Source organism: Blautia sp. NSJ-175 (assembly GCF_022867815.1).
GTDB lineage: Bacteria > Bacillota > Clostridia > Lachnospirales > Lachnospiraceae > Blautia > Blautia celeris.
In genome coordinates this window covers 60,446-83,748 of sequence record NZ_JALIFQ010000021.1, presented here as the reverse complement: position 1 = coordinate 83,748, position 23,303 = coordinate 60,446, and the positions used below count along the sequence as shown (strand labels likewise).

General features: G+C 49.5%; 21 protein-coding genes. All 21 read right to left on the bottom strand.

Features of this window, described 5'->3' with window-relative positions; translation table 11 throughout:
• Positions 1-10: 10 nt before the first annotated feature.
• Positions 11-1,072 carry an FtsW/RodA/SpoVE family cell cycle protein gene (locus tag MUB35_RS24245; protein WP_052098752.1) on the bottom strand — a complete coding sequence of 354 codons (1,062 nt, stop codon included), beginning with the start codon at positions 1,070-1,072 and terminating at the stop codon, positions 11-13.
• Between the two features lie 142 nt (positions 1,073-1,214).
• A complete protein-coding gene (gene murD / locus MUB35_RS24240; RefSeq protein ID WP_103732707.1) occupies positions 1,215-2,585 on the bottom strand; it encodes a UDP-N-acetylmuramoyl-L-alanine--D-glutamate ligase in 1,371 nt (456 codons plus the stop codon).
• Between the two features lie 16 nt (positions 2,586-2,601).
• Positions 2,602-3,561 (bottom strand): phospho-N-acetylmuramoyl-pentapeptide-transferase, encoded by a 960-nt coding sequence (gene mraY, locus MUB35_RS24235; protein ID WP_033139081.1) that lies wholly within the window; start codon positions 3,559-3,561, stop codon positions 2,602-2,604.
• A gap of 120 nt (positions 3,562-3,681) precedes the next feature.
• Positions 3,682-5,406, bottom strand: a complete 1,725-nt coding sequence (locus tag MUB35_RS24230; protein ID WP_033139060.1) for a peptidoglycan D,D-transpeptidase FtsI family protein — start codon at positions 5,404-5,406, stop codon at positions 3,682-3,684.
• Between the two features lie 100 nt (positions 5,407-5,506).
• Positions 5,507-7,627 (bottom strand): peptidoglycan D,D-transpeptidase FtsI family protein, encoded by a 2,121-nt coding sequence (locus tag MUB35_RS24225; protein WP_033139061.1) that lies wholly within the window; start codon positions 7,625-7,627, stop codon positions 5,507-5,509.
• Positions 7,628-7,655: 28 nt separating this feature from the next.
• Positions 7,656-8,138 carry a septum formation initiator family protein gene (locus tag MUB35_RS24220; RefSeq protein ID WP_033139062.1) on the bottom strand — a complete coding sequence of 161 codons (483 nt, stop codon included), beginning with the start codon at positions 8,136-8,138 and terminating at the stop codon, positions 7,656-7,658.
• A 29-nt stretch (positions 8,139-8,167) separates the two neighbouring features.
• Entirely contained in the window at positions 8,168-9,112 is a 945-nt protein-coding gene (gene rsmH, locus MUB35_RS24215; RefSeq protein ID WP_033139063.1) for a 16S rRNA (cytosine(1402)-N(4))-methyltransferase RsmH, read from the bottom strand.
• A gap of 22 nt (positions 9,113-9,134) precedes the next feature.
• Positions 9,135-9,566, bottom strand: a complete 432-nt coding sequence (gene mraZ, locus MUB35_RS24210) for a division/cell wall cluster transcriptional repressor MraZ (protein WP_033139064.1) — start codon at positions 9,564-9,566, stop codon at positions 9,135-9,137.
• Between the two features lie 275 nt (positions 9,567-9,841).
• The gene (locus MUB35_RS24205) at positions 9,842-10,012 is read right to left on the bottom strand and encodes a Spo0E family sporulation regulatory protein-aspartic acid phosphatase (RefSeq protein WP_118593809.1); all 171 of its coding nucleotides are present in this window, start codon (positions 10,010-10,012) and stop codon (positions 9,842-9,844) included.
• 2 nt (positions 10,013-10,014) lie between these two features.
• The gene (gene lgt / locus MUB35_RS24200; RefSeq protein WP_033139065.1) at positions 10,015-10,881 is read right to left on the bottom strand and encodes a prolipoprotein diacylglyceryl transferase; all 867 of its coding nucleotides are present in this window, start codon (positions 10,879-10,881) and stop codon (positions 10,015-10,017) included.
• Between the two features lie 15 nt (positions 10,882-10,896).
• The gene (gene ychF / locus MUB35_RS24195) at positions 10,897-11,994 is read right to left on the bottom strand and encodes a redox-regulated ATPase YchF (protein WP_033139082.1); all 1,098 of its coding nucleotides are present in this window, start codon (positions 11,992-11,994) and stop codon (positions 10,897-10,899) included.
• A 131-nt stretch (positions 11,995-12,125) separates the two neighbouring features.
• Complete coding sequence (locus MUB35_RS24190) at positions 12,126-12,776, bottom strand: thiamine diphosphokinase (protein WP_033139066.1); 651 nt, start codon at positions 12,774-12,776, stop codon at positions 12,126-12,128.
• A gap of 30 nt (positions 12,777-12,806) precedes the next feature.
• Entirely contained in the window at positions 12,807-13,478 is a 672-nt protein-coding gene (gene rpe / locus MUB35_RS24185) for a ribulose-phosphate 3-epimerase (protein ID WP_103731676.1), read from the bottom strand.
• A gap of 1 nt (position 13,479) precedes the next feature.
• Positions 13,480-14,358 (bottom strand): ribosome small subunit-dependent GTPase A, encoded by an 879-nt coding sequence (gene rsgA, locus MUB35_RS24180; RefSeq protein WP_033139068.1) that lies wholly within the window; start codon positions 14,356-14,358, stop codon positions 13,480-13,482.
• Positions 14,358-16,478, bottom strand: a complete 2,121-nt coding sequence (gene pknB / locus MUB35_RS24175; protein WP_244806969.1) for a Stk1 family PASTA domain-containing Ser/Thr kinase — start codon at positions 16,476-16,478, stop codon at positions 14,358-14,360. Before pknB ends, rsgA begins: the two co-directional genes overlap by 1 nt.
• Positions 16,472-17,218, bottom strand: coding sequence for a Stp1/IreP family PP2C-type Ser/Thr phosphatase (locus MUB35_RS24170; protein ID WP_033139070.1), 747 nt, complete (start codon positions 17,216-17,218; stop codon positions 16,472-16,474). Before MUB35_RS24170 ends, pknB begins: the two co-directional genes overlap by 7 nt.
• A gap of 1 nt (position 17,219) precedes the next feature.
• Entirely contained in the window at positions 17,220-18,266 is a 1,047-nt protein-coding gene (gene rlmN / locus MUB35_RS24165; protein ID WP_103731675.1) for a 23S rRNA (adenine(2503)-C(2))-methyltransferase RlmN, read from the bottom strand.
• A gap of 1 nt (position 18,267) precedes the next feature.
• On the bottom strand, positions 18,268-19,620 hold the full coding sequence (rsmB, locus tag MUB35_RS24160; RefSeq protein ID WP_033139072.1) for a 16S rRNA (cytosine(967)-C(5))-methyltransferase RsmB: 1,353 nt from the start codon (positions 19,618-19,620) through the stop codon (positions 18,268-18,270).
• Positions 19,621-19,632: 12 nt separating this feature from the next.
• Entirely contained in the window at positions 19,633-20,568 is a 936-nt protein-coding gene (fmt, locus tag MUB35_RS24155; RefSeq protein ID WP_033139073.1) for a methionyl-tRNA formyltransferase, read from the bottom strand.
• Entirely contained in the window at positions 20,565-21,044 is a 480-nt protein-coding gene (gene def, locus MUB35_RS24150) for a peptide deformylase (protein ID WP_033139074.1), read from the bottom strand. Before def ends, fmt begins: the two co-directional genes overlap by 4 nt.
• A gap of 31 nt (positions 21,045-21,075) precedes the next feature.
• Positions 21,076-23,301, bottom strand: a complete 2,226-nt coding sequence (gene priA, locus MUB35_RS24145; protein ID WP_244806968.1) for a replication restart helicase PriA — start codon at positions 23,299-23,301, stop codon at positions 21,076-21,078.
• Positions 23,302-23,303: the final 2 nt, after the last annotated feature.

Genomic DNA, 23,303 nt, shown 5'->3' with positions numbered 1-23,303 from the left:
CGAAAAAGGTTCAGGGCGAACGCGTCCGGCTCACAGACAGCGCCAGACCCATCTCTCCCATCAGAAACAGTACAGAGGTTCCGCCGTAGCTGACAAAGGGAAGGGTAATTCCCGTGTTAGGTATGGTGTTAGTTACAACCGCTATGTTGAGGATCACCTGGATTGCCATATGCCCCATGATCCCCGCAGCGATCAGAGCACCGCACAGATCTCTGGCATGTGTGGCAATCACCATAAGCCTCCAGATCAGCAGGGCGAAGACCAGGATCAGCAGGCAGGCACCGATAAGACCTGTCTCTTCACAGATAATGGAAAATATCATGTCATTCTGCGCCTCAGGGACAAATCCCAGCTTCTGCAGGCTGCTCCCCAGACCCTTTCCGAAAATGCCGCCGCTTCCAATGGCGTACAGACCCTGGATGGTCTGAAAACCCTTTTCATATTTTTCGGGGTTTCTCCAGATGGCGATACGCTCCAGGCGGTAGCTGGCCATACTCAGGAAAATACCGATAAAAAGCACCCCCACCCCTCCGATTCCCACAAACGGAAGGTATTTGGGATTGGATACAAAAATCAGAATTACGCCAATGCCCAGAATGATTATGGCAGTGCTTAAGTTGTTGGTCCCCACAAGCCCCACAATAGGGAGGAGCAGGGCCATGGTTCCCGCCATATGCAGAAGACTGTCCTGTCGCTTTTCGGAATTTGTTATCACATAGGTGAGCAGCAGGATGACTGCCACCTTGGCAAACTCCGAGGGCTGGAACGACAAAGGTCCAATAGACAGCCAGCGTTTGGAGCCGTTATATTCATCTCCGAACAGAAGCACTGCCAGGGACAGCCCCATGGATACCACATAGAGAAATGGCGCCATCCTGGTAAGGATATGATAGTCCATACATGATACCAGATACATGCCCATCATTCCCAGGGAGGTTGCAAAAAGCTGCTTTTTAAAATAATAGGCAGGGTCATGAAACTTCACCCTGCCATTATATGCACTCGTGCTATATAGAAAAATCAGACCGCAGACCACCAGCAGCAGTACGAGAATCAAAAGCGTTCCATCCATGCGTCTTTTCTGCCCGTTTACCTTATCATCCGCAGCACTTGCTGCCGCACCCGCCACGGGATGCTTTTTCAGGTATCTCTTCTCCACACGCATTTCCCTTTCCTTTTTGCTCATACTGCATTATATTGTCTGACGGTTTATATTATTCCTTACGATTTCTCACGTATTCTTTGAACTTATCGCCCCTCTGCTCATAGTTGTCAAACTGGCCCCAGCTTGCGCAGGCCGGTGAGAGAAGGACCGCGTCTCCGGGATTTGCCTTCTCCGCACAGATTTTAACGGCTTCCTCCAGATCCTCCGCCAGAATGGTACTCATAAAGCCGCAGCTGTGGGCAGCTTTTTCAATCTTCTCTTTTGTCTGCCCAATGAGGACCAGGTACCGCACCTTGCCGTCAAATGCCCGGATCCACTCCTCATAGGAGGACTCCTTGTCGTAACCGCCGCCGATCAGCAGGGTAGGCCGGTTCATGGCCTGAATACCCTTGATGGCCGCATCCGGGTTGGTTCCCTTGGAATCATTATAATAGGCCACACCGTCAATCTCATCCACAAACTCAATCCTGTGGGGCACTGCTGTAAAGCTTTGTATCACCTGCCGGATGGTTTCCATGGGAACACCTGCACAGTAGGCCATAGCAACAGCCGCCATGACATTTTCATGGTTATGGCGTCCCAGCAGCTTAAGCCCACTGGTCTCTGCCACCAAAATCTCCTCCGTCCCGGTGCGCAGGATGATCTGCCCGCCGTCCAGGAAGATTCCATGATCCAGCTTATGTAAGCTTGAGAAGAAGAGAGTCTTAGCCGGACATACCTCTGCAAACCGGCGAAGCTCCTCATCCTCATAGTTGAGAACACAGAAATCCTCTTTTGTCTGGTTTCCCGCGATCATCTCCTTCACCCGGATATACTCCTGCATGGTGTGATGGCGGTTTAAATGGTCCTCTGTAATGTTCAGGACAGCAGATACCTTGGGGCGAAATGATATGGTGGTCTCAAGCTGAAAGCTGCTGATCTCCGCTACGGTATAACTCTCTTCTGTCATGGAGAGAGCTGCGCCTGTATAGGCATTTCCGATGTTGCCTACCACAAAGACGGATTTGGCATACGCCCGCATGATCTCTCCCAAAAGTGCCGTGGTCGTGGTCTTTCCGTTGGTGCCTGTTATGGCAAGAACCGTGCCCGCTCCCATGCGGTAAGCCAGTTCCACCTCGCCCCATACCGGAATGCCCGCGCGCTTAAGGGCCTCCACAGGTGGAATGTCAAGAGGCACCCCCGGACTCATCACTGCCAGGTCAAGGGTTGACGGCAGGTCTTGGGGCATATCTCCCAGAACAATATCACACAATGAATGTTCCGGCAGGCGTTTTTTAATCTCCTCTTTGTCCAGCTTTTCATTTCCGTCATATAATATCACATCAGCCTGTACTGCCTCCAGCAGGCGCACCGCGCCGATGCCGCTGATTCCCGAACCAAATACAAGCACACGTTTTCCTTTTAACTCTGTTCTGTCCATTTCTCTTTTTCCTTTCTTATAATGCCAGCAGTGCGATCAGGCACAGGATGGCTGTAATAATGGAGAATACGGCAACGACCCTTGTCTCGGACCAGCCGCACAATTCAAAGTGATGGTGGATAGGCGCCATCTTGAAAATTCTTTTGCCGTGGGATATCTTGAAGTACGTCACCTGCATCATGACAGAGAGCACTTCCACCACATAGATCAGTCCCACGATCAGCAGGAATAAGGGCATCTGCAGCATATACGCCGTGCCTGCCACAAATCCGCCCAGGGCCAGGGAACCGGTATCTCCCATAAAAATCTTGGCGGGATAGACATTGAACAGCAGAAATCCCATGAGCGCACCCACTACCGCACAGGTGATGGGTTCAATGCCGCTCTTTGTGCCAATGGCAACCACGGAAAAGAAGGTGGCAACCATAATTGTGACCGAGGAGGCCAGTCCATCCAGACCGTCCGTAAAATTCACACCGTTCACTGTACCGATGACCACAAAAAATAAAAGCGGAACCGTAAGAAATCCCGGATTTATCTCATATCCTGCCGCAAAAGGCACCTTGATCGTCATGGATACATCCGTGAATTTCATCAGATAAAAGGCAAAGATTCCCGTCACCACAAGCTGGCACAGCATCTTCTGCCAGGCCAGAAGCCCGTCCGACCGCCTAAGGACTACTTTCAAATAGTCATCCCAAAAGCCGATCAGTCCGAATCCCAGCGTCAAAAACAGTACAGGGATGATTTTAGGGTAATCCTTCACATAAAACAGGGATGTGACCACTGTGGAGAGCAGAAAAATAATCCCTCCCATGGTAGGCGTCCCCGCTTTTTTCAGATGAGACTGCACACCGTTTTCCCGCTCAGTCTGTCCCATTTTCAGCTTTCGTAAATAGGGAATGATAATAGGTCCCAGAACCACACTGACTATGAATGCTGCCAGTACAGGCAGCACCATCTTATACTCTGTCATAACACACCTCATTTTTATGTATTTTTGTATCATGCCCGGCAGCCCGGCAAAAGACAGGGCTGCCGCCATATGCCTGTGTCGGCAATACTGGTTATAGTATAAAGCTTTTATAATCAATTATCAACCTTCAATCCCCATGTAAGGGAGGATATTCTCATAGATATCCCGGATGACAGGAGCTGCTATGGTGCCTCCGTAATAGACCCCCTGAGGATCATGGATCAGGCAGATTCCCAGTATCTGTGGCGTCTCAGCCGGTGTAAATCCCAGGAATGAGGAGATATACCGGTTGGCACTTCTGGGCAGTGTCTGGGACGTGGCTGTCTTGCCTCCTATGGTCCTGCCCTCGATCGCCGCGTTCTTGCCGGACCCCTCAGAGACTACCTTTTCCAGGATGTAGCGCACTTCCCCGGACACCTCTTCTGTCACCACCCCTTTCTCCACAGGGTACTGAAGGGTCTCCACCAGATTTCCGTCCTCATCTGTCACCTTCACTCCAAAGTGGGGGGTGATCCGGCTGCCGCCGTTGATGATGGAGCTTACCGTTGTGGCGAGCTGGATGGGGGTGATCTGGAAGGACTGACCGAAAGAAATAGTTGCAAGCTCCACCTGCCCGATGTTTGATTTTTTATGCATGATGGTTGCAGCCTCCCCGGGCAGGTCAATCCCGGTTTTTTTGAGGAGTCCGAATTGCTTGAAATATTTATAGTAATTATCCACGCCAAGCCGCAGCCCCACCTCGATAAATACCGGGTTGCAGGAATTCATCGCTCCCTGTACAAAGTTTTCCGCGCCATGTCCTGTCCTTTTATGACAATGGATCCTACGGTCCTCCACGATTTTAAATCCCGGACAGGAAAAGGTGTCATTCATGCTGACCACTCCCTCGGAAAGCCCTGCCGCCATGGTGATGATCTTAAATGTGGAACCGGGCTCATAAGTATCGTTGATGGTCAGATTTCTCCACATCCGGTTGCAGGCATCCTGTTTCTCCTTATCCGTCATACCGGAAGTATCTGCGTCTGTGTTCAGGGTAAAGGGTTCATTCAGATTGAATTCCGGTACGTTCACGTCCGCGTAAATCTCCCCGTTTTGGGGATTTATGAACAGGATGGAGACGGCATCCGCCTGCTTTTCCTCCATCACCTTCTCCGCGGCCTGCTGAGCGTACATCTGAATGTTTTTATCCAGACTGATGTGCAGGTCATATCCCGCCACCGGCTCCACACGGCTTTCCCCAAGCTCGTCAATCTCCACACCCCTGGCATCCGTGGTGGTGAGGATCTTGCCGTCTATGCCTTTTAAGATATCATCATACCACACCTCCAGCCCGATGATACCCTGGTTGTCTCCACCGGTAAACCCAAGTACCTTGGAGGCCAGTTCATTGCATGGATAATAGCGCTTGAAATCCTCATCCACCTTGACCCCTGCAAGACCGTATTCCCGGATTCTGTCTCCCACCTCCTTCTCCACATTGGTCTTTACCTTTTCAATGGAAGAAACTTTCTCCACTCTTTTTCTGGCAGTCTCCTCGGAAAGCCCCAGCTCTTTTTGGAGCATGGCAATGATCTTATCCGGTTCCTTTACCTGGCTGTGGATCACAGATATGGTACAGACTGCCTTGTTGTCGGCCAGTATCTCCCCTTTTGCGTCGATGATCCTGCCCCTGGCTGCCTTAATGTCACGTTCTCTCTCGTGGAGCTGTTCCGCCTTCTTTGCATAGTAGTCAGACTTTATCACCATGAGATAGACCATACGGCCCATAAGCCCTGCAAGCATCAGCACACAGGCGGCAAATACGATCACGGTTTTCTTCTTGTGGTATGTTCTGTTTTTCTTCATTCCCGGTTCCCCTGCAGCTTATCCTTATAAATATATGCAAAGCCCTGTGGAAAAAAGAAGGGAATGCTGCACAGATTTCTCATCTGTACAGCATTCCCGCTTATTCTTCCATATCATCCTCGTCGAACCCGGCATCCTCATTGGTAATGCCGTCGCTCTCCGCATTGTTGCTGTCAATCCCTTCTTCTTCCGAATCATCCTGGGGCGGTTCCGGCATATCCGGATTCTCCGTGCCGTCAATGACTACACCGGAGGGGCCGTTGCCGTCCTCCCCGTTGACGCTCTCATCCATCCTTGTGGTTCCCGTGAATTCATCCCAGAGCTGAAGCTTCTGGTCTGTCTCCTGGTCCGGATATATGTTCAGATACGGAAAGATTTCTGAGAGGATCGCCTGTGCAATATACTGGGCATATGTGCTGCTTGCCTGTTCCTCCACATTCGGCTCATCCACCACAACATAGATCACAACCTCAGGATTATCAAGAGGGGCAAATCCCACAAAGGATACCAGGTATTTATGATTCCCCCTGGGCACCTTCTCAGCAGTTCCGGTCTTGCCTCCCATGGAGTAACCCGGTATCTTTGCTGTCTGGCTGGTACCGCTCTCCACACTCATTCCCATATATTTTCTGATATCCGCGGAGACCTCCTGGGAAATCACTTCCTTTAAGACATTTCCGCTGATACTCTTTATGGTATTGTTGTCCTGGTCCTTGATCTCTTTCACCAGATGGGGCTGATAATAAGTGCCGCCGTTGATGCAGGCACTGATCGCCGCAACCTCCTGGATCATGGTACAGGTAAATCCCTGTCCAAAGGTGGTGGTTGCAAGTTCTGTGTCAAACATGTTGTCCAGGCTGAACAGGATTCCTGTCCCCTCGCCCGGAAGGTCAATCCCTGTCCTTGTCCCGAAATTAAACTTATCCTGGTAGGAAAGCAAAGTCTCCTTCCCCATTTTCCGGCCGATGGCCATGAGGGCATCATTGCAGGAATTCTGGATGGCCTCCCCCACGGTCTCCGTTCCATGGGAATCCGGATAGACCGCGCAGTTGATATACCGGTCTGCCACCTGTTCCCCGCCGTCACATACAAAGGTGTCCTCCTCTGTGATGCTGCCGGACTCCAGAGCGGATGCCACGGTGATGGGCTTTACCACAGATCCCGGCTCGTAGGCATCTGTTATGCAGTAATTCCTCCACATTTTGTAGAGGGCTTCTTTTGTCTGTTCATCATTCATGGCTTTGAGCTCACTGTCGGAATACCGGGAGGTGAGATCTCTTGGTTCATTCAGGTCATAGGGATCGTTGCTGCCCATAGCCAGGATTTCCCCGTTCTGGGGATTTGCCACGATCACACCTATATTCTTGGCACCGCGGTAATCGGTATTGGGGCCGTCCTTCAGGTTCTCCATAAAAGCCTCAATATATTTGTCCACCACACTCTGGATATTCACATCCAGGGTAGTGACCAGACTGTTTCCGTTGACCGGGTCAATGATGTTCTGTTCCAGGGAAGCGTCATCGTTGAAATAACCGATCTTTCTGCCGTCTGTGCCATTCAGGGTGCTGTTGTAGTAGCCCTCCAGTCCCCAGTCCGCGGTGTTCCCGGAATAAGTAAAACCTATCACATCACAGGCCAGCTCATTGAGGGGATAGGTTCTCTTGTAATCCTCCTCAAACCACACGCCCTGTGTGTTATTCCTGCGGACTGTTTCCTCCTCGGAGAGTGCCTCTGCCTCCTTCTTATCCGCCGGAATTTCTGTCATCTTTTCAAAATTCTTCTTTTCATCCATGGAGATCTGCTTCTTTAAGATCTGGTAAGGGCTCTCTTTTGTCTCCGCGCTGGTGAGCAGATCTTCCACCGTATCCTCATCAATCCCCAGATACTCGGACAGTGCTTTTTTTGTGGGCTCTTTGTAATTCTCATTGGAGTTCACCACCTGGCAGTCCAGGATCACATTGTAGACCTTTATGCTGGTAGCCAGGATATTTCCGCTTCTGTCCAGAATATCTCCCCGTTTGTAGGGGATGGTGGTGCTGTCGTACTGCTGCTGGGACTGGGCCAGCACCTGTTTGGTGTATTTGTCACCACTCTTGGCATTGATAATGGTAATCCCGATAACCAGAAATACGAAAGCCAGCAGAATCAACACAAACAATCCCGCCAGCTTTTTCTTCATGGTGCCTGTCATTTTTCTTTTCTTTGATTCCTGTTTATTCAATCTATCACCTGCTTTGTCCTATGTACCGTCACTTTTCGGGCACATCCTGATACTGTCTCACATAGCTGCTGCCGCCCGGTGTATAATACTTGATCTGATCCTCAGTGGGAAATTTCATTCCCAGCTCTTCAATGGCTTTTTTTCTGATGGCATCCAGGTCCACACTGGAAATGGTCTCACTGTAGTACGCGTCGTTTTCAGCCTTTAACTGGCTGTATTTGAGTTCTTCTGCGGTAAGCTGGCTCTTCTGCTCTGTCAGTTCGGATTTCAGTTTCAGAAAATGTACGCATGCAAACAAGACAGCCACACACATCACTGCCAAAAACATAACATACCCTTTGCTCATCTGCATGTTTCTGGCTCTGTTCTTCTGTGCGGCTGTACTTACCTGCTTTTTTTTACGCTGGGGTACTTCCTCAACACGGCGGACCGTGTTCCCATCCACATAATACCCGGTGCCTCTATTTACTTTTCTGCTGTCATATCCCTCACTCCCGGATACTTTTTTCATGAAATCAACCCCGATTCAGATTTCTCCGCCTATTCATTTCTGGTCCGTTCAAAGACACGCAGCTTTGCGCTCTTGGAACGCTTATTTACAGCAATCTCCTCCTCATCCGGAAGTATTGGTTTCCTGGTTATGACTCTCCCCATCGACGTCTTTCCACAAACACAGACCGGAAAATCCGGCGGACATGTGCATGGGTTCTCATTCCTTCTGAATATAGTCTTCACAATGCGGTCTTCTAAAGAATGGAACGTGATAATGCAGATACGTCCGCCGTCATTTAATAGTTCAATCATATCATCCAGGGAATTTCTCAAGACTTCCAACTCCTGATTCAGCTCGATACGAATTGCCTGAAATGTTTTTTTCGCAGGATGTCCACCCACTGCTCTCATTTTCATGGGAATGGACTGTTTTATAAGTTCAATCAGTTCTCCGGTGGTCTCTATAGGCTTCTCACTCCTGGCCGTACAGATATTTCTGGCAATCTTCTTAGCGAATTTTTCTTCCCCATAGTCCCGGAGTACACGATACAGTTCGTTTTCAGTATAAGTATTTACAATATCTCTTGCGGTACGGCTTCCTCTTCGGTCCATACGCATATCTAAGGGCACGTCCTCCCTGTAGGTAAACCCACGCTCAGCGTTGTCGAGCTGGTAGGACGAAACACCCAAATCCAGCACGATCCCGTCCACAGACGAAATCCCTATTTTCTGCAGTTCTTTTTTCATGTTGCAATAGTTGCTGCGGATAATCGTAACTCTGTCTCCAAATTCCTGTAACCGTTCACCCGCAGCCTCGATTGCAGCTTCGTCTTGATCTATACCTATCAAGCTCCCCTTGGCAGATAATTGCCGGCACACCTCATAGGCGTGGCCGCCGCCTCCTAACGTTCCGTCAACATAAATCCCATCCGGTTTTACCTTCAGATTCCGGATCGTCTCTTCTAACAATACGGATTTGTGTTTAAATTCCATAGTTTCCTCGACCTTCCTGCAATTATATTAAGATACCCATTGCCTGCATCCCTTCTGCGATGGCATCCATATCTTCACAATTGCTGTTCTCCATCCATTTTTCTTTGCTCCAGATTTCAATCCTGGTGAGGTTTCCTGTGAGCACTACGTCCTTCGACAGACCAGCAAACTCCCGCAGCGTTACCGGTACGAGAATTCTCCCCTGCTTGTCCAGTTCACACTGTGTTGCACTGGAAACAAAAAAACGTACGAAGGCCCTTGCATTTTTATCATTAAGCGGTAAAGCTTTCAGCTTTTCTTCGAAATCCTTCCATTCATTGTTTGGGTAGATAGACAGACAACCGTCCAGACCTTTTGTCAGCACAAAATCCTCGCCTAATTCATCGCGGAACTTAGCCGGAATGATCAGCCTTCCTTTTGCGTCGATCGTATGACTATACTCTCCCATGAACATATGAATGTCACCTTCTTTCGTGAAGATGCGAGTCTCCCCTTCGCACCCTCCATGGGACAACGGGCGCTTCTGCCACTAGCTCCCCATTTGCCACCACTTTTCACCACTTTCTACCACTTACATGCCCATTCTATAACACAACCGGGAAAAAAGCAAGGGGAACATATATTCTTTAGAAATATTAAAAGAATCGAAAAATGGCGTAAAATCAAGGATTTTACGCCATTTTGCCGATTCTTTTCAAGAGTTTCCAATATATGGCAGAGGTGGTGGGATCAACCCACAAGTTCTGCGTTTTTCTGGTCTATACAAATATGTTCTTCTATCAAACGGTCCAATACCAGGCTGAGTCCCATAATGGTCTGCATGCCTCGTTTTTCTGTGATTGCTCTGTCCAGTCTCTGCCGTGCGTCTTCTATTCGTATTTCTAACTCTTTATCTCTCATCGCTACACTCCTTGTTCTTTTTGCCTCTTCCTCCTGTTGTGTACGATAAGCATAAGGGAACATACCACGAGAACGGCGGATAACACCTGTGATACCGGAATTCCTATCCCCGGAATCAAAAGCTGATCCGTACGAAGTCCTTCTATCCAAAGCCTTCCGGCTCCGTAACCTGCCAGGTAGCATAAAAACAGTTCTCCCTGGAATTTTTTCTTTTTCCGGAACCAGAACAGGAACAGCAGGACTCCCAGGTTCCACACTCCCTCATAGAGGAATGTGGGATGGACCTGGATGTATTCCACACCGCCTATCGTTACCAGATGGTCCCACATAGCAGATGTGATCTCACCCTTCCGCACCGCGGAGACCGGCAGCTGCATGGCAAGAAAGCTGTCCGTGTAACCTCCGAAAGCCTCCCTGTTGAAAAAGTTGCCCCACCGTCCGATGATCTGGCCGGCAACAAGCCCCATACATACCGTGTCCGCCACCTGAGGAAAGTTCATCTTCTTTAATCTGCCAAAGACGTAGACCGTAACAGCACCGACTATGATCCCCCCGTAAATTGCCAGTCCGCCGTTTCTGGTATTGAAAATCTGTAACAGGTCGTCTTTATAGTCTTCCCAGCTAAAGATGACATAATAAGCTCTCGCCCCTATTACAGAAGTTACCATGGTAATCATTAGCATATCCAGATAAGTGTCCGGATTTTGTCCTGTGCGCTTCGCCTCTTTCATGGCAATGGAGATCCCAACGATCATAGCCAGTGCGATAACCATTCCGTAATAGGCAATATCAAAGCCAAAGACCGTTATTGTTTTTCCCACATGGGGAAGCGTGATCCCCAGGTGCGGAAAGCGAATGGACATATCCATATAAGTAAGCCTCCTTTAAACGTTAAAGCGGAATAAAATCACATCGCCGTCCTGCACAACGTAGTCTTTTCCTTCCATGCGGACCAGTCCTTTTTCCCTGGCTCCCGCATAGGAACCACAGTCAAGCAGATCCCTGTAATTCACAACCTCAGCTTTGATAAAGCCTCGTTCGAAATCCGTGTGTATTTTTCCTGCCGCCTGCGGCGCTTTTGTTCCTACTTTTATGGTCCATGCTCTCGTCTCATCTTCACCGGATGTGAGGAAGCTAAGAAGTCCAAGCAGCCTGTAGCTGGCTACTATCAGTTTCTCCAACCCTGACTTCTCTATTCCCAGATCCTCCAGGAATTCCTTCTTCTCATCATCATCCAGCTCCGCGATTTCCTGCTCTATCTGAGCGCACAGGGCGAATACTTCACTTCCTGTTTCTTCTGCATATTCCCTTACCTTTTGTACATGAGGATTGGAGACCGCATCGTCTGCCAGGTCATCTTCGGATACATTGGCCGCATAGATAACCGGTTTTCCGGTGAGGAGGTTATACTCTTTCATAAACCCTTCCTCATCCTCGTTATCGGGTTCAAATGTGGAGGCCGGTTTTCCGTCCTCCAGGTGAGCTTTCAGTCTCTTTAAGAGTTCCAGCTCTTTTGCTGCCTCTTTATCCATACGGGCAGACTTTGTTGTTTTAGCAGTCCTTCTCTCCAAGATCTCCAGATCCGAGAATATCAGTTCCAGATTAATGGTTTCAATGTCGCGCAGCGGGTCAATACTTCCGTCAACATGTACTACATTTTCATCTTCAAAGCATCTTACAACGTGTACAATGGCATCCACCTCCCGGATATTGGCAAGGAACTGGTTTCCAAGGCCCTCACCTTTGGAAGCCCCCTTCACAAGTCCTGCGATATCCACAAATTCAATCACCGCCGGCGTCACTTTTTTGGAATGATAAAAATCCCCTAAGAGTTTCAATCGCTCATCCGGCACAGCCACAATGCCCACATTGGGATCTATAGTACAGAACGGATAGTTTGCTGATTCCGCCCCAGCTTTTGTCAGAGAGTTAAAAAGGGTACTCTTCCCTACATTCGGTAAACCGACAATTCCTAACTTCATTTTTATGTCCTCTTTTCTTCTGTATTCCTTCACATGACCTCATTCTAACACACCTAAAAAGGCGAATCAAGCCTTTGACCCGCCTTGTTATTCGACATCTATTAAAAAAATATCGACTTTTTTCGTTCTTTCTACCTGTCTTTTGACATGACCATCAGCAGAAATCCCTGTCGAAATTCCACTAATGCTGTATCTTCGGCCAGCTCGTTGCTCACACCGATTCCGTCGAAATTTGTCATATCATACTCTTTCAGGGGGTATTTAAACCCGGAAAGAGTGATTCCGCGCACTTCATCTCCCATGGAAAAAAAAGAGATATATTTGCCGAAAGCACACTCTTTTTTGATCATTCTGCTGCCGAAAAGCACGGTGATGGCATTCTGCTCATCCAGGATCCAGGCTTCTTTTTCTTCCTTTGCCGGAACGATCAGAGACTGCAGATTCCCCATATAATGGTCCAGGCGGCCGCCGGTAGCTCCAAACAGGAAAATCCGATCACTGCCAAGCTCCATTGCCAGTTCCATTCCCATACGGGTATCTGTGGCATCCTTCTCCGGTTTGTATTCCCGGATGGGGATTTCCTTCCGGCTTCTGTACCAGTTGATCACCTCCGGACTGATACTGTCAAAATCGCCCAGGATATACTGGGGAACGATCCGGTTCCTGTAACAGAATTCCAGCCCTCTGTCAATGCCGATGATGCAGTCCGGGCCGATGTTCTCTATGCAGCCGAGTACAAACGCATCATCCATATGCCCGCCGCACAAAAGTATTGTGTCCATATTTCCTGTCCCTCTCTCAGAACGTGTTTATTACTGCCTGTTCCTGAATTCTTCTATATGATTGGTCAGAACCTTGATATTTGCCTCAATATCCCCGCCGAACACGGCTGAGCCGGCTACCAGAATATTGGCGCCTGCCTCCAGGACCCGGTCAATGGTGTTGGCGGAAATGCCTCCGTCCACTTCAATATCCGTATCCAGACCTCTCTCATCCAGCATTCTCCTCAGTCTTCTGATCTTGTCACCGGAGTAGGGAATGTATTTCTGTCCGCCAAACCCAGGATTCACAGTCATAAGAAGGACCATGTCCACCAGCTCCAGCACCTGCTCCACCATCACAAGGGGTGTTGCAGGATTCAGGGCAACACCTGCCTTCATACCAGCCTCCCGGATACAGTTAAGCGTCCTGTCCAGATGAGTACATGCCTCGGCATGTACAGTGAGCATATCTGCACCTGCCTTTTTGAAGTCCTCAATATAACGCTCCGGGTCCTGCACCATCAGATGGACATCAAAGAACATACTGCTCTTTTTTCTGATGGATGTGATGACAGGCATTCCCAGGGAAATACTGGGCACAAAGCTGCCGTCCATCACATCAATGTGCAGCCATTTTACCCCGGCCTGCTCCACCCTGCTTATCTGTTCCCCCAGACACGCAAAATCCGCTGCCAGAATGGACGGTGATAGTTCATATCTCATCTCAATACCTCCTCTTGTCTGCAAGCTCCCGGTAAAGCTCCAGATAACTTTCATATCGTTCTTTCGGGATTTCTCCCGCCTCAAGTGCTGCTTTTACGCTGCATCCGGGTTCATGGGTATGGGTGCAGCCCTGGAACCGGCAGGTTCCCTCGTATTTTATAAATTCCCGGAAATAATGGCGCAGCTCTTCCTTATCCATATCTTCCACATAAAAAGAAGTAAATCCCGGCGTATCCAGAAGGTACGTGTCAGGCTCCACCTCAATGATCTGGGAATGTCTTGTAGTATGGCGTCCTCTTCCCAGCTTTTTACTGATCTCTCCTGTCTCCATCACCACTTCCTGCTGCAGAAGATTGGTGAGAGAGGATTTCCCCACTCCGGAAGGACCCGCCACGGTCGTGGTCTTTCCTCTCAGGATATTTCTGAGCGCCTCCGTGCCTTCCCCCTGGGCGGCACTTGTGAGCAGAACCTGATAACCACAGGAAGTATAGATTTCCTGCATCCTGCCTGCTTCCTCAGCGTCAGCCAGGTCCTGCTTGTTAAAACAGATGACCACGGGAATCTCCTGACGTTCCATAATAACCAAAAAGCGGTCCAGCAAAGAGAAATTGGGTTTCGGCTCCCTGGCGGCAAATATCACCAGCGCCTGATCCACATTGGCAACTGCCGGGCGGATCAACTCATTCTTTCTGGGAAGGATATCCACCACATTTCCCAGCTTTTCCTCTTCATTCAGGACCTCAATCTCCACATTGTCACCCACAAGGGGTTTTATTTTTTCTTTTCGGAATATTCCTTTTGCCTTACATTCATAAATTCCGGATTCTGCTACTTTTACGTAGTAGAATCCGGAAATTCCTTTAATAATCTTTCCCTGCATTAATCTACCTTCTGGAATGTTACATCGTACTGGTCGATGATCTGATAGCTGTCACCAATCCACTCATAGAGGCCTACCGTGCCGGTTGCGATTCCCGGACGTCCCGTCAGGTCGCTGATAGACAGCGGGAACTCCGGATTTTCCACTTCCATGGACTGGTCAGAGTAGGTATTCCCCTGGTCATCTGTCTGGACCAGCTCTATTTTGACTTTACCGCCTTGGTAGCTTGCCGGCTGTCCAAGCGCCTGGCCTTCTGCTTTCCAGGTTCCACCTTCATCTGCAGGTGTTTCACCGGCGGCATCTTGGCTTCTCACATATATGGTGACTGTTGTACCTGAGTCCACTCTCGTTCCCGCAGCAATACTCTGGTCATATACTTCACCTACGTCCACAGTCTGGTCAGAACCGGTCTGTACTACAGGTACGAGACCTGCCTCTGAGATTGCACTTTTAGCATCTTCCTCTGCCCATCCGCGCACATCCGGTACCCTTGCAGCCGTATCCCCTTCACCGGTACTGATGGTCAGGGTGACTGTGGTGCCTGTCTTTACAGATGTTCCTGCAGCGGGATCTGTGGATATGACATTTCCAATGCTCACAGAACTGCTGTTTGCCTTGCTGATCTGTGTCAGCAGTCCCAGTTCCTTTAACGTTGCCTCTGCGGAGGTCTGGGTCTCATTTTCCAGGTCAGGGATTTCCACCTCCTGGGTTCCTGTGCTGATATAGCATACGATTTCTGTATGAGGATCCACTTTTGATCCAGCCTCTGTCTCCTGGCGGACGATCTTACCTGCTTCCACAGTATCGGACGGCTCCTCGCCGCCTTTTTTGTAACCAAGCTTCAGGTTATTAAGGGCTGTCCGCGCCTCATCCGGGGTGCTGCCGGTCAGGTCAGGAACCTCCACTTTTTCGGTGCTTTCTTTATCTGTGCCGCCTGTATTTTCAACTTTTTTATCATTGTCTTTATCTTTATTGTTAAACTTCAGCCCGCCCGATGCGAACACAATGAAGTAAACCAGAATACAGATGATAATAGCTCCCACGATCAGTCCGCCGATGGTCATGGCCTTCTCCAGCTTTGTGCTGATTCCTTTGCCGTTATCATCATCCTCATCCTCGTCATCATCGTCGTCATCATAACCGTAGTCGTCGTCATCATCCTCATCCTCGTCATTGTAGCGGCTGGAATTGGAACCGGACGGCGCATAGGCCGCATTCTTGATCTCTTTCATCTCATCCGGTGAAATGACCACAGTCTGTGCGTGATTGCTCAGAGGTGCCAGATTGACAAAGCTTCCGTTGGGATCGATCAGGGAATGCTTCAGGTCGTTGATCAGCTCCGCAAGGGTGCTGTAACGTCTGTCCGGGCTTTTCTGTGTACATTTCAGAATGATCTCCTCCAGGCTGTGGGGAAGCTCCGGCACAAACTCAGACGGAGGAAGCATCTCATCCTGCAGATGTTTGATGGCGATTGCCACTGTGGTATCCCCGTCAAAGGGAACCTTGCCTGTCACCATCTCATACATGGTGATGCCCAGGGAATAGATGTCACTCTTGTAATCACTGTAGCCGCCGCGCACCTGCTCCGGTGAACTGTAATGTACAGAACCCATGGCGTTGGTGCTGATGGTATTGGAGGACGCTGCCCTGGCAATACCAAAGTCTGTGACCTTTACCTTGCCGTCTGTAGAAATAATGATGTTCTGGGGCTTGATATCCCGGTGCACGATATTTCTGTTGTGAGCAGCTTCCAGTCCCATTGCCACCTGAATGGCGATGCTGGTTGCCTCTTTTACAGTCAGTTTTCCTTTTTTGGAGATGTATTCTTTTAATGTAATGCCTTCCACCAGTTCCATAACAATGTAGTTAATTCCCTGGTCCTCTCCTACGTCAAATACATTTACAATATTGGGATGGGCGAGACCTGCAGCGGCCTGCGCCTCCCTCTGAAACTTTTTAATGAAGTTCGTGTCAGCGCTGAACTCCGGCTTCAGAACTTTCATGGCCACAAAACGGTTTAATTTATGATCCTTTGCCTTGTAGACATCGGCCATACCGCCGGAGCCTACTCTGCCGGCAATCTCATACCGCTCTCCTACGATAACTCCCACATTTAACATACTTCCACCTCTTTTGTTTCTGGTTCTACCAGAACTACTGCTATATTATCTCTGCCTCCGTTGTCGTTTGCCATGGAAACAAGCCTGCGGCCAGTCTCCTCCAGCGTTTCGCTGGTCCGTATCACCTGCCTGATATCCTCGTCCGGCACCATATTGGAAAGGCCGTCTGAGCACAGCAGCAAAATATCACCCGGAGTAAGACGAATGTCAAAGAAATCCACATCCACATCTCTTCCTGCTCCAAGTGCCCTGGTAATAATATTTTTATCCGGGTGATTTCTTGCATCATCCCTGGATATCTCTCCCATGCGGACCATCTCCTCCACAAGGGAATGGTCTTTGGTAATCTGCGATATCTTATTTTCATCAACCAGATACAGCCTGCTGTCTCCCACGTTGGCCACATATGCATAATGTCCTACAATGGTCACCAGCACCATGGTGGTACCCATACCGCTCATAGTCTCATTGTCCGATGCTTCTCTAAGAAGCTGGGTGTTGGCATTCTCAATAGCAGCCCGTATGATCTTCACCGGATTGCTGTTCTCATCTTCCCGGATGGTAGAGAGCAGAACCTCTACCGCATAACTGGAAGCGAAATCTCCTGCCTTGTGTCCGCCCATGCCGTCCGCAACTACGAAGAGGTTTGGCAGATTGCCCACAGGGGTCTCAGACGTGAATACGAAATCCTGATTCACTGTCCGCTTCTGTCCCACATCCGTGATAGAATATGACTTCATCCTACGAATCCTCTTTCTTATCGATATAACTTTTTCTTAATTGTCCACAGGCCCCATCGATATCCCGGCCCATTTCTCTTCTAATAGTAACATTAATTTGGTATTTTTCAAGTTTATTTTGAAAATTCCCGATAACTTTTTTATCAGAACGGACGTAACTGCGCTCTTTTATGGGGTTCACAGGTATGAGATTCACATGACAGTTCAGGCCTTTGAGCAGCTGTGCCAGGCGCCTTGCATCCTCCTGGGAATCGTTCTCGCCGCCCACCAAAGCGTATTCAAATGTGATGCGCCGCCCGGTCTTTTCATAGTAATTCCTGCAGGCGTTCAGCACCTGTGTGATGGTATATTTTTTAGCGATGGGCATAAGAGCTTCCCGCTTCTCCTGGCTGGACGCGTGGAGCGATAAAGCCAGTGTGATCTGCAGTTTTTCATCTGCCAGCGCCTCCATCTTGGGTACGAGCCCGCAGGTGGAGACTGTAATGTTTCTCTGACTGATATGAAGACCGTTTTCATCGCTTATCATATGTATAAAGCGAAGCAGGGTATCATAATTGTCAAGAGGTTCACCGGTACCCATGACCACCACATTGGACACCCGCTCGCCGCTGGTTTCCTGAATCCGGTATACCTGCTCCAGCATCTCTGCAGGCGTCAGGTTCCTGGTCCATCCGCCTATGGTGGAGGCACAGAATCTGCAGCCCATCTTACACCCCACCTGTGAGGAGATACATACACTGTTCCCATGCTTATACCGCATGAGCACACTTTCCACCACATTGCCGTCATGGAGAGCAAAAAGGTATTTCTGTGTGCCGTCTATCTTAGATGTCTGCACATCCAGAGCCGTAAGCGTGGTGAGAATACAGGACTCCTTTAATTTCCCGCGGAACGTCATGGAAAGGTTTGTCATCTCCTCAAAGCTCTTGGCCAGTTTTACATGCATCCACTCATAGAGCTGTTTTGCCCGGAATGGTTTTTCTCCCAGAGCTTCCACAGTCTTTTTCAATTCTTCCAGGGACTGAGACTTTATATCTGTTGGTTCCATTCTACTCTATCCTTCTAAGCCTTGCCAAAAAGAATCCGTCACACTTATGGACTCCCGGCAGAAGCTGTAAATATCCTTGTTTTGTAGTTTCGCTTCTCAATTCCTCGCAGAGAAAATCATCGATACTCTCCAGTTTATACGGGTACTCCCTGGTAAACCAGAGCACATTTTCCAGATTCTCCTCCCTGCATACTGTGCAGGTGCTGTACAGAAGTATACCGCCGGGTTTTACATAGCAGGCTGCCTGTTCCAGAATCTTCCGCTGAAGCTCCACAAGCTCCTCCTGCTTTCCCGGCGTGATCTTGTACTTGATGTCCGTCTTTTTTCCCATAACACCCAGACCTGAACACGGAACATCTGCCAGGACAAGGTCAGCTTTTTCCACAGACTCATGGTCAAACACGGTAGCGTCGTGTACTGAGACACTGATGTTAGCCATGCCCATACGCTCCACGTTTTCACGGATCAGGTCCGCTTTCTTCTCACTTACATCCCTGGAATCCACCATACCGGTTCCCCGCATTTTATCTGCCACGCAGAGGGACTTTCCTCCAGGAGCTGCACAAAGGTCAATGACAAAACTGCCTTTCTGCGGATTGGCTGCCTCACCGGCCAGCATGGAGCTTACATCCTGCACCTGGATATTTCCCATGCGGAAGGCAGTCAGCGCAGGCAGATAATCATAACCGCTCAAATAATAGGCATTGTCTGCATAGGGCGCTTTCTCCACCTTCACGCCCTCTTTTTTAAGGCTCTGTATCACCTGCTCCCGGTCCGTGAGATATTCTTTTATACGGACGGTCACCGGGCGTTCTTCCATGGAGGCCTGAAGCATTTTCTCCGTATTCTCAAACCCGAACTGGTCCATAAAACGAACGACCAGCCACACAGGCATGGAGTAGGTCACAGAAAGGTACTCCACCTTATTCTCCCTGCCCGGAAAGGGGATTTTTTTGTAATCTCTGGCAATTCCCCTGAGAACCCCGTTCACAAATCCTGTCAGATTGTAAAATCCCTTTTTTCTTGCCAGCTTAACCGCCTCGTTGCATACCGCGCTGTCCGGAACGTTGTCCATATAAATAAGCTGGTATACACTGCTTCGCAGAAGCTCCCGGATCAGAGGTTTCATCTTCTCCACCTTCACTTTTGAGAAGTAATTGATGATATAATCAATCCGTATCTGGTTCTCCTGGGTTCCCTCACATACTCTGGTGATGAATGCCCGTTCTGTCTTCTCCAGATACTGGTATTTATCCAGCGTGCCGCGTATGGCAATGTGACTGTACTGCCCCTCTTTGTTTATTTCTAATAGTATTCCTAAGATTAACTCCCTTATATTCACTCTGCCTGTCATTTGTTTTCCTCTTTACTCCCCAAGGATACATCCTTTATCTACTGTATATCCCCGCAGAAAAGCTGCGGTATCCATTCTTTTCTTTCCTTCCAGCTGCAGCTCCTGAATGAGCAGAAGCCCATCTCCTGTTTTTACCAGCAGCCCCTCTTTTCCGGCCTCCAGAATTTCTCCCGGAACGCCATTGCCTGCCTCGTGGACTACAGAAGCGGTCCACAGCTTCAGGTTTTTACCGTTCACGGATGTGTATGCGCTGGGCCATGGATTCAATCCGCGGATGAGCTGCTCAATCTCTTTTGCCGGGCGCTCCCAGTTGATCTTTCCCATCTTCTTGTCAATCATGGAAGCATAAGCCGTGGTACTTTGTTCCGGCTGCTTTTCAAAGACGGCAGTGCCATTTTCCAGTTTTACCAGCACCTCTGCACAGAGTGCGGCACCTGCTTTGCTTAACTTGTCAAACAGACTGCCGCCGGTCTCCTTTTCCTCCAGAGGGACTACCACTTTATCTATCATATCACCGGTGTCCAGGCCTTCACTCATACGCATGATCGTGACGCCTGATTCTTTGTCCCCATTGATGACAGCCCACTGAATAGGCGCTGCCCCCCGGTAAGCGGGTAAAAGAGAGGCATGCACATTGATGCAGCCATATCTGGGCATATCCAGAATTTCCTTTGAGATGATCTGCCCGAAAGCAGCCACCACGATCACATCCGGTGCGATCGTCCTGAGGGTTTCCACAAACTCCGGGTCCCGTACCTTTTTCGGCTGAAATACAGGAATCTGATGGGCAAGGGCTACCTCCTTCACCGGAGTGGGCATCAGGCTTTTTCCTCTGCCCTTGGGCTTATCCGGCTGTGTTACCACGGCTGCCACCTCATGACCGGCTGCAATCAGGGTTTCCAGCGTACCCACGGCAAAATCCGGGGTACCCATAAAGACTACTCTCATTCTTCATCCTCCTCATAGCTGTTCCTGCGAAGCTCGCCCTCCACCAGTTCTGTATACATTTTTCCCTGGAGATGGTCTGTCTCATGGCAGATGGCCCTTGCCAGCAGCTCCGTTCCCTCCAGTTCATATTCTTCCATATCCTCATTGAGCGCTCTCACCTTCACGTAATTGGGGCGTGTCACAGTACCTGACATTCCCGGAAGGCTCAGACAGCCCTCGTCCCCGGTCTGGGTGCCGGATGTCTCAATGATCTCGGGATTGATCAGCACGTGAGGGTCCTCCCCTGTGGTGTCGATCACCACGATCTGTTTCAGCACGCCCACCTGGGGAGCTGCCAGGCCCACTCCATAGGCGTCATACATAGTCTCAAACATATCTTCAATGAGTTCTTTCAGCTTTGGTGTCATAGCCTCCACTTTTCTGCATTTCTTTGTCAGTATACTGTCTCCCTGTGTTCTGATATTTCTCAGTGCCATATCTCTTTTTTCTCCTTTTCATTCTGACTAATCATATATTAAAATCAAACTGGATAAACATTTTGTCAAATCCCTTATTTACCGCAATATACCGTTCCAGACAGTCCTTGATCTGTACCAGAGTCCTGCGGTTTCGGTGTCTCATATAGAGCACCATCTTATACATATCCTGGACCTTTGACACGCTCTCAGGCGCCGGTCCGATGAGGATCAGATCCTCTCCGGGATATATCTTCTCTATATATTTTTTACAATAAGAAAGCCCCTGATACAAAAGATTTTCATCTGCGCAGGCGCCCCGCACAGCCGCCATGGCTCTTGCGGGGGGATAGCCCATGAGCATCCGGTAGGCGATCTCCTCTCTGTAAAATCCGGGATAGTCCTGTCCGGCTGACGCCCGGATACTGTAGTGCTCCGGCTGGTATGTCTGTATCACTGCTTCTCCGGGCTTTCTTCCTCTTCCCGCACGGCCCACAGCCTGGGTCAGGATCTGGAAAGTTCTCTCTCCTGCCCGGAAGTCCTCCCCATTTAGGGAAAGATCCGCTGCAAGAACCCCCACAAGAGTCACATCCGGAAAATCGTGGCCCTTTATGATCATCTGGGTACCCACCAGCACATCTGCCTCTTTTCTGGCAAAAGCGGCCAGTATCTTCTCATGGTCGTCCTTCTTTCTCGTGGTATCCGCGTCCATTCTGAGCACCCGGGCCTGTGGGAACAGACGGTGTACCATCTCCTCGATCTGCTGAGTCCCCGCCTTGAAGCCTCCGATAAAAGGAGAACCGCAGGAGGGACATTTCTGCACATCCGGGATGGTGTAGCCGCAGTAATGGCAGATCAATTTTCCGTTTCTGTGGGAAGTCAGTGAGACATCACAGTGAGGGCATTTCATCACGTGCCCGCAGGAACGGCAGCTTACAAAACCGGTGTATCCCCTGCGGTTCAAAAACAGGATCACCTGTTCCTTTTTCTCCAGCCTCTCCCTGATCTTTTCCTGGAGAAGTGTGCTGAAGATGGAACGGTTCCCTGCCTTCAGCTCCTCCTTCAGATCCACAGTGTACACTTTTGGCAGCGCCCGGTTTTCATACCTGCTGTCCAGGGTCAGAAGCTGGTAGGAACCGTTCATACCTTTCTCATAGCTCTCCAGAGAAGGGGTGGCGGAACCCATGACGATCCTGGCATTTTCCACCTGTCCTCTTTGGACTGCCACTTCTCTGGCATGGTAGCAGGGTGTCTTCTCACTTTTATAGGAAGACTCATGCTCTTCGTCAATGACAATCAGCCCCAGGTTCGGAAATGGGGTAAACAGGGCCGAGCGCGGCCCCACCACAACAGAAATCTCCCCCTTTCTGGCCAGCTCAAACTGGTCAAAACGCTCTCCGGCTGACAGGCGGGAATGCATAAAAGAGACACCCGAACCGAATCTCCGGCTGAAACGTTCCACCGTCTGATAGGTAAGGGCAATCTCCGGGATAAGGACAATGACCTGCTGTCCTTTTGCAAGGACCTCCTCGATCAGTTCCATATAGACTTCCGTCTTGCCGCTGCCTGTGACACCGTAGAGCAGTGTGGGACGCGGTGTCTCTGATTTCCACTCATCCAGAATCTGATCCACCGCTTCTCTCTGGCAGGCGTTCAACTCTTTTTTGATGATATCCTGCTGTTCTGTATGCACCGGATTTCTCCAGATCCGCTCACTCTCCACGGAAATCATGCCCTTTTCTTCCAGGCCGCGGATCACAGAAGGGGAGGCCTTCCACACACTCACCGCCTGTTCATAGGGCATAGGAGACTGTTCGAGAAGACCTGTCATGAGACGTGCTTTTGCTTTAAAATGCTTTTTTTCACACACCTCCAAAAACAGTCGTGCCTCCCTGGGAGAAGCCTTCAGTACCAGAAATTTCTTCTCCTGTTTTTTCTTTTTCTCCTTAACCGGAAGCACCGTTTTAAGGGCCTGGTTCATGGTGGAGCCATAGTTTTTGGCGATCCATGATGCCAGGGATATGAGCCGGGATTCAATGGGAATCCCCTGGCTCTCAGGCCCCAGGATCTGTTTCATCCTGGAAGCCTCCACCTTGGGCTGTCCGGTTATGTCTATGACATAGCCGGTAATCTCCCTGCCGCCGTTTCCGAAAGGGACTCTTACCTTGGTTCCTATCTGAATGTCGTCCTGCAGATGTTCCGGAATCTCATACTGAAACGTCCGATCCAGCTTTTCCTGGGAGATATCCACTATGATATCTGCATATAATCTGCTCATAT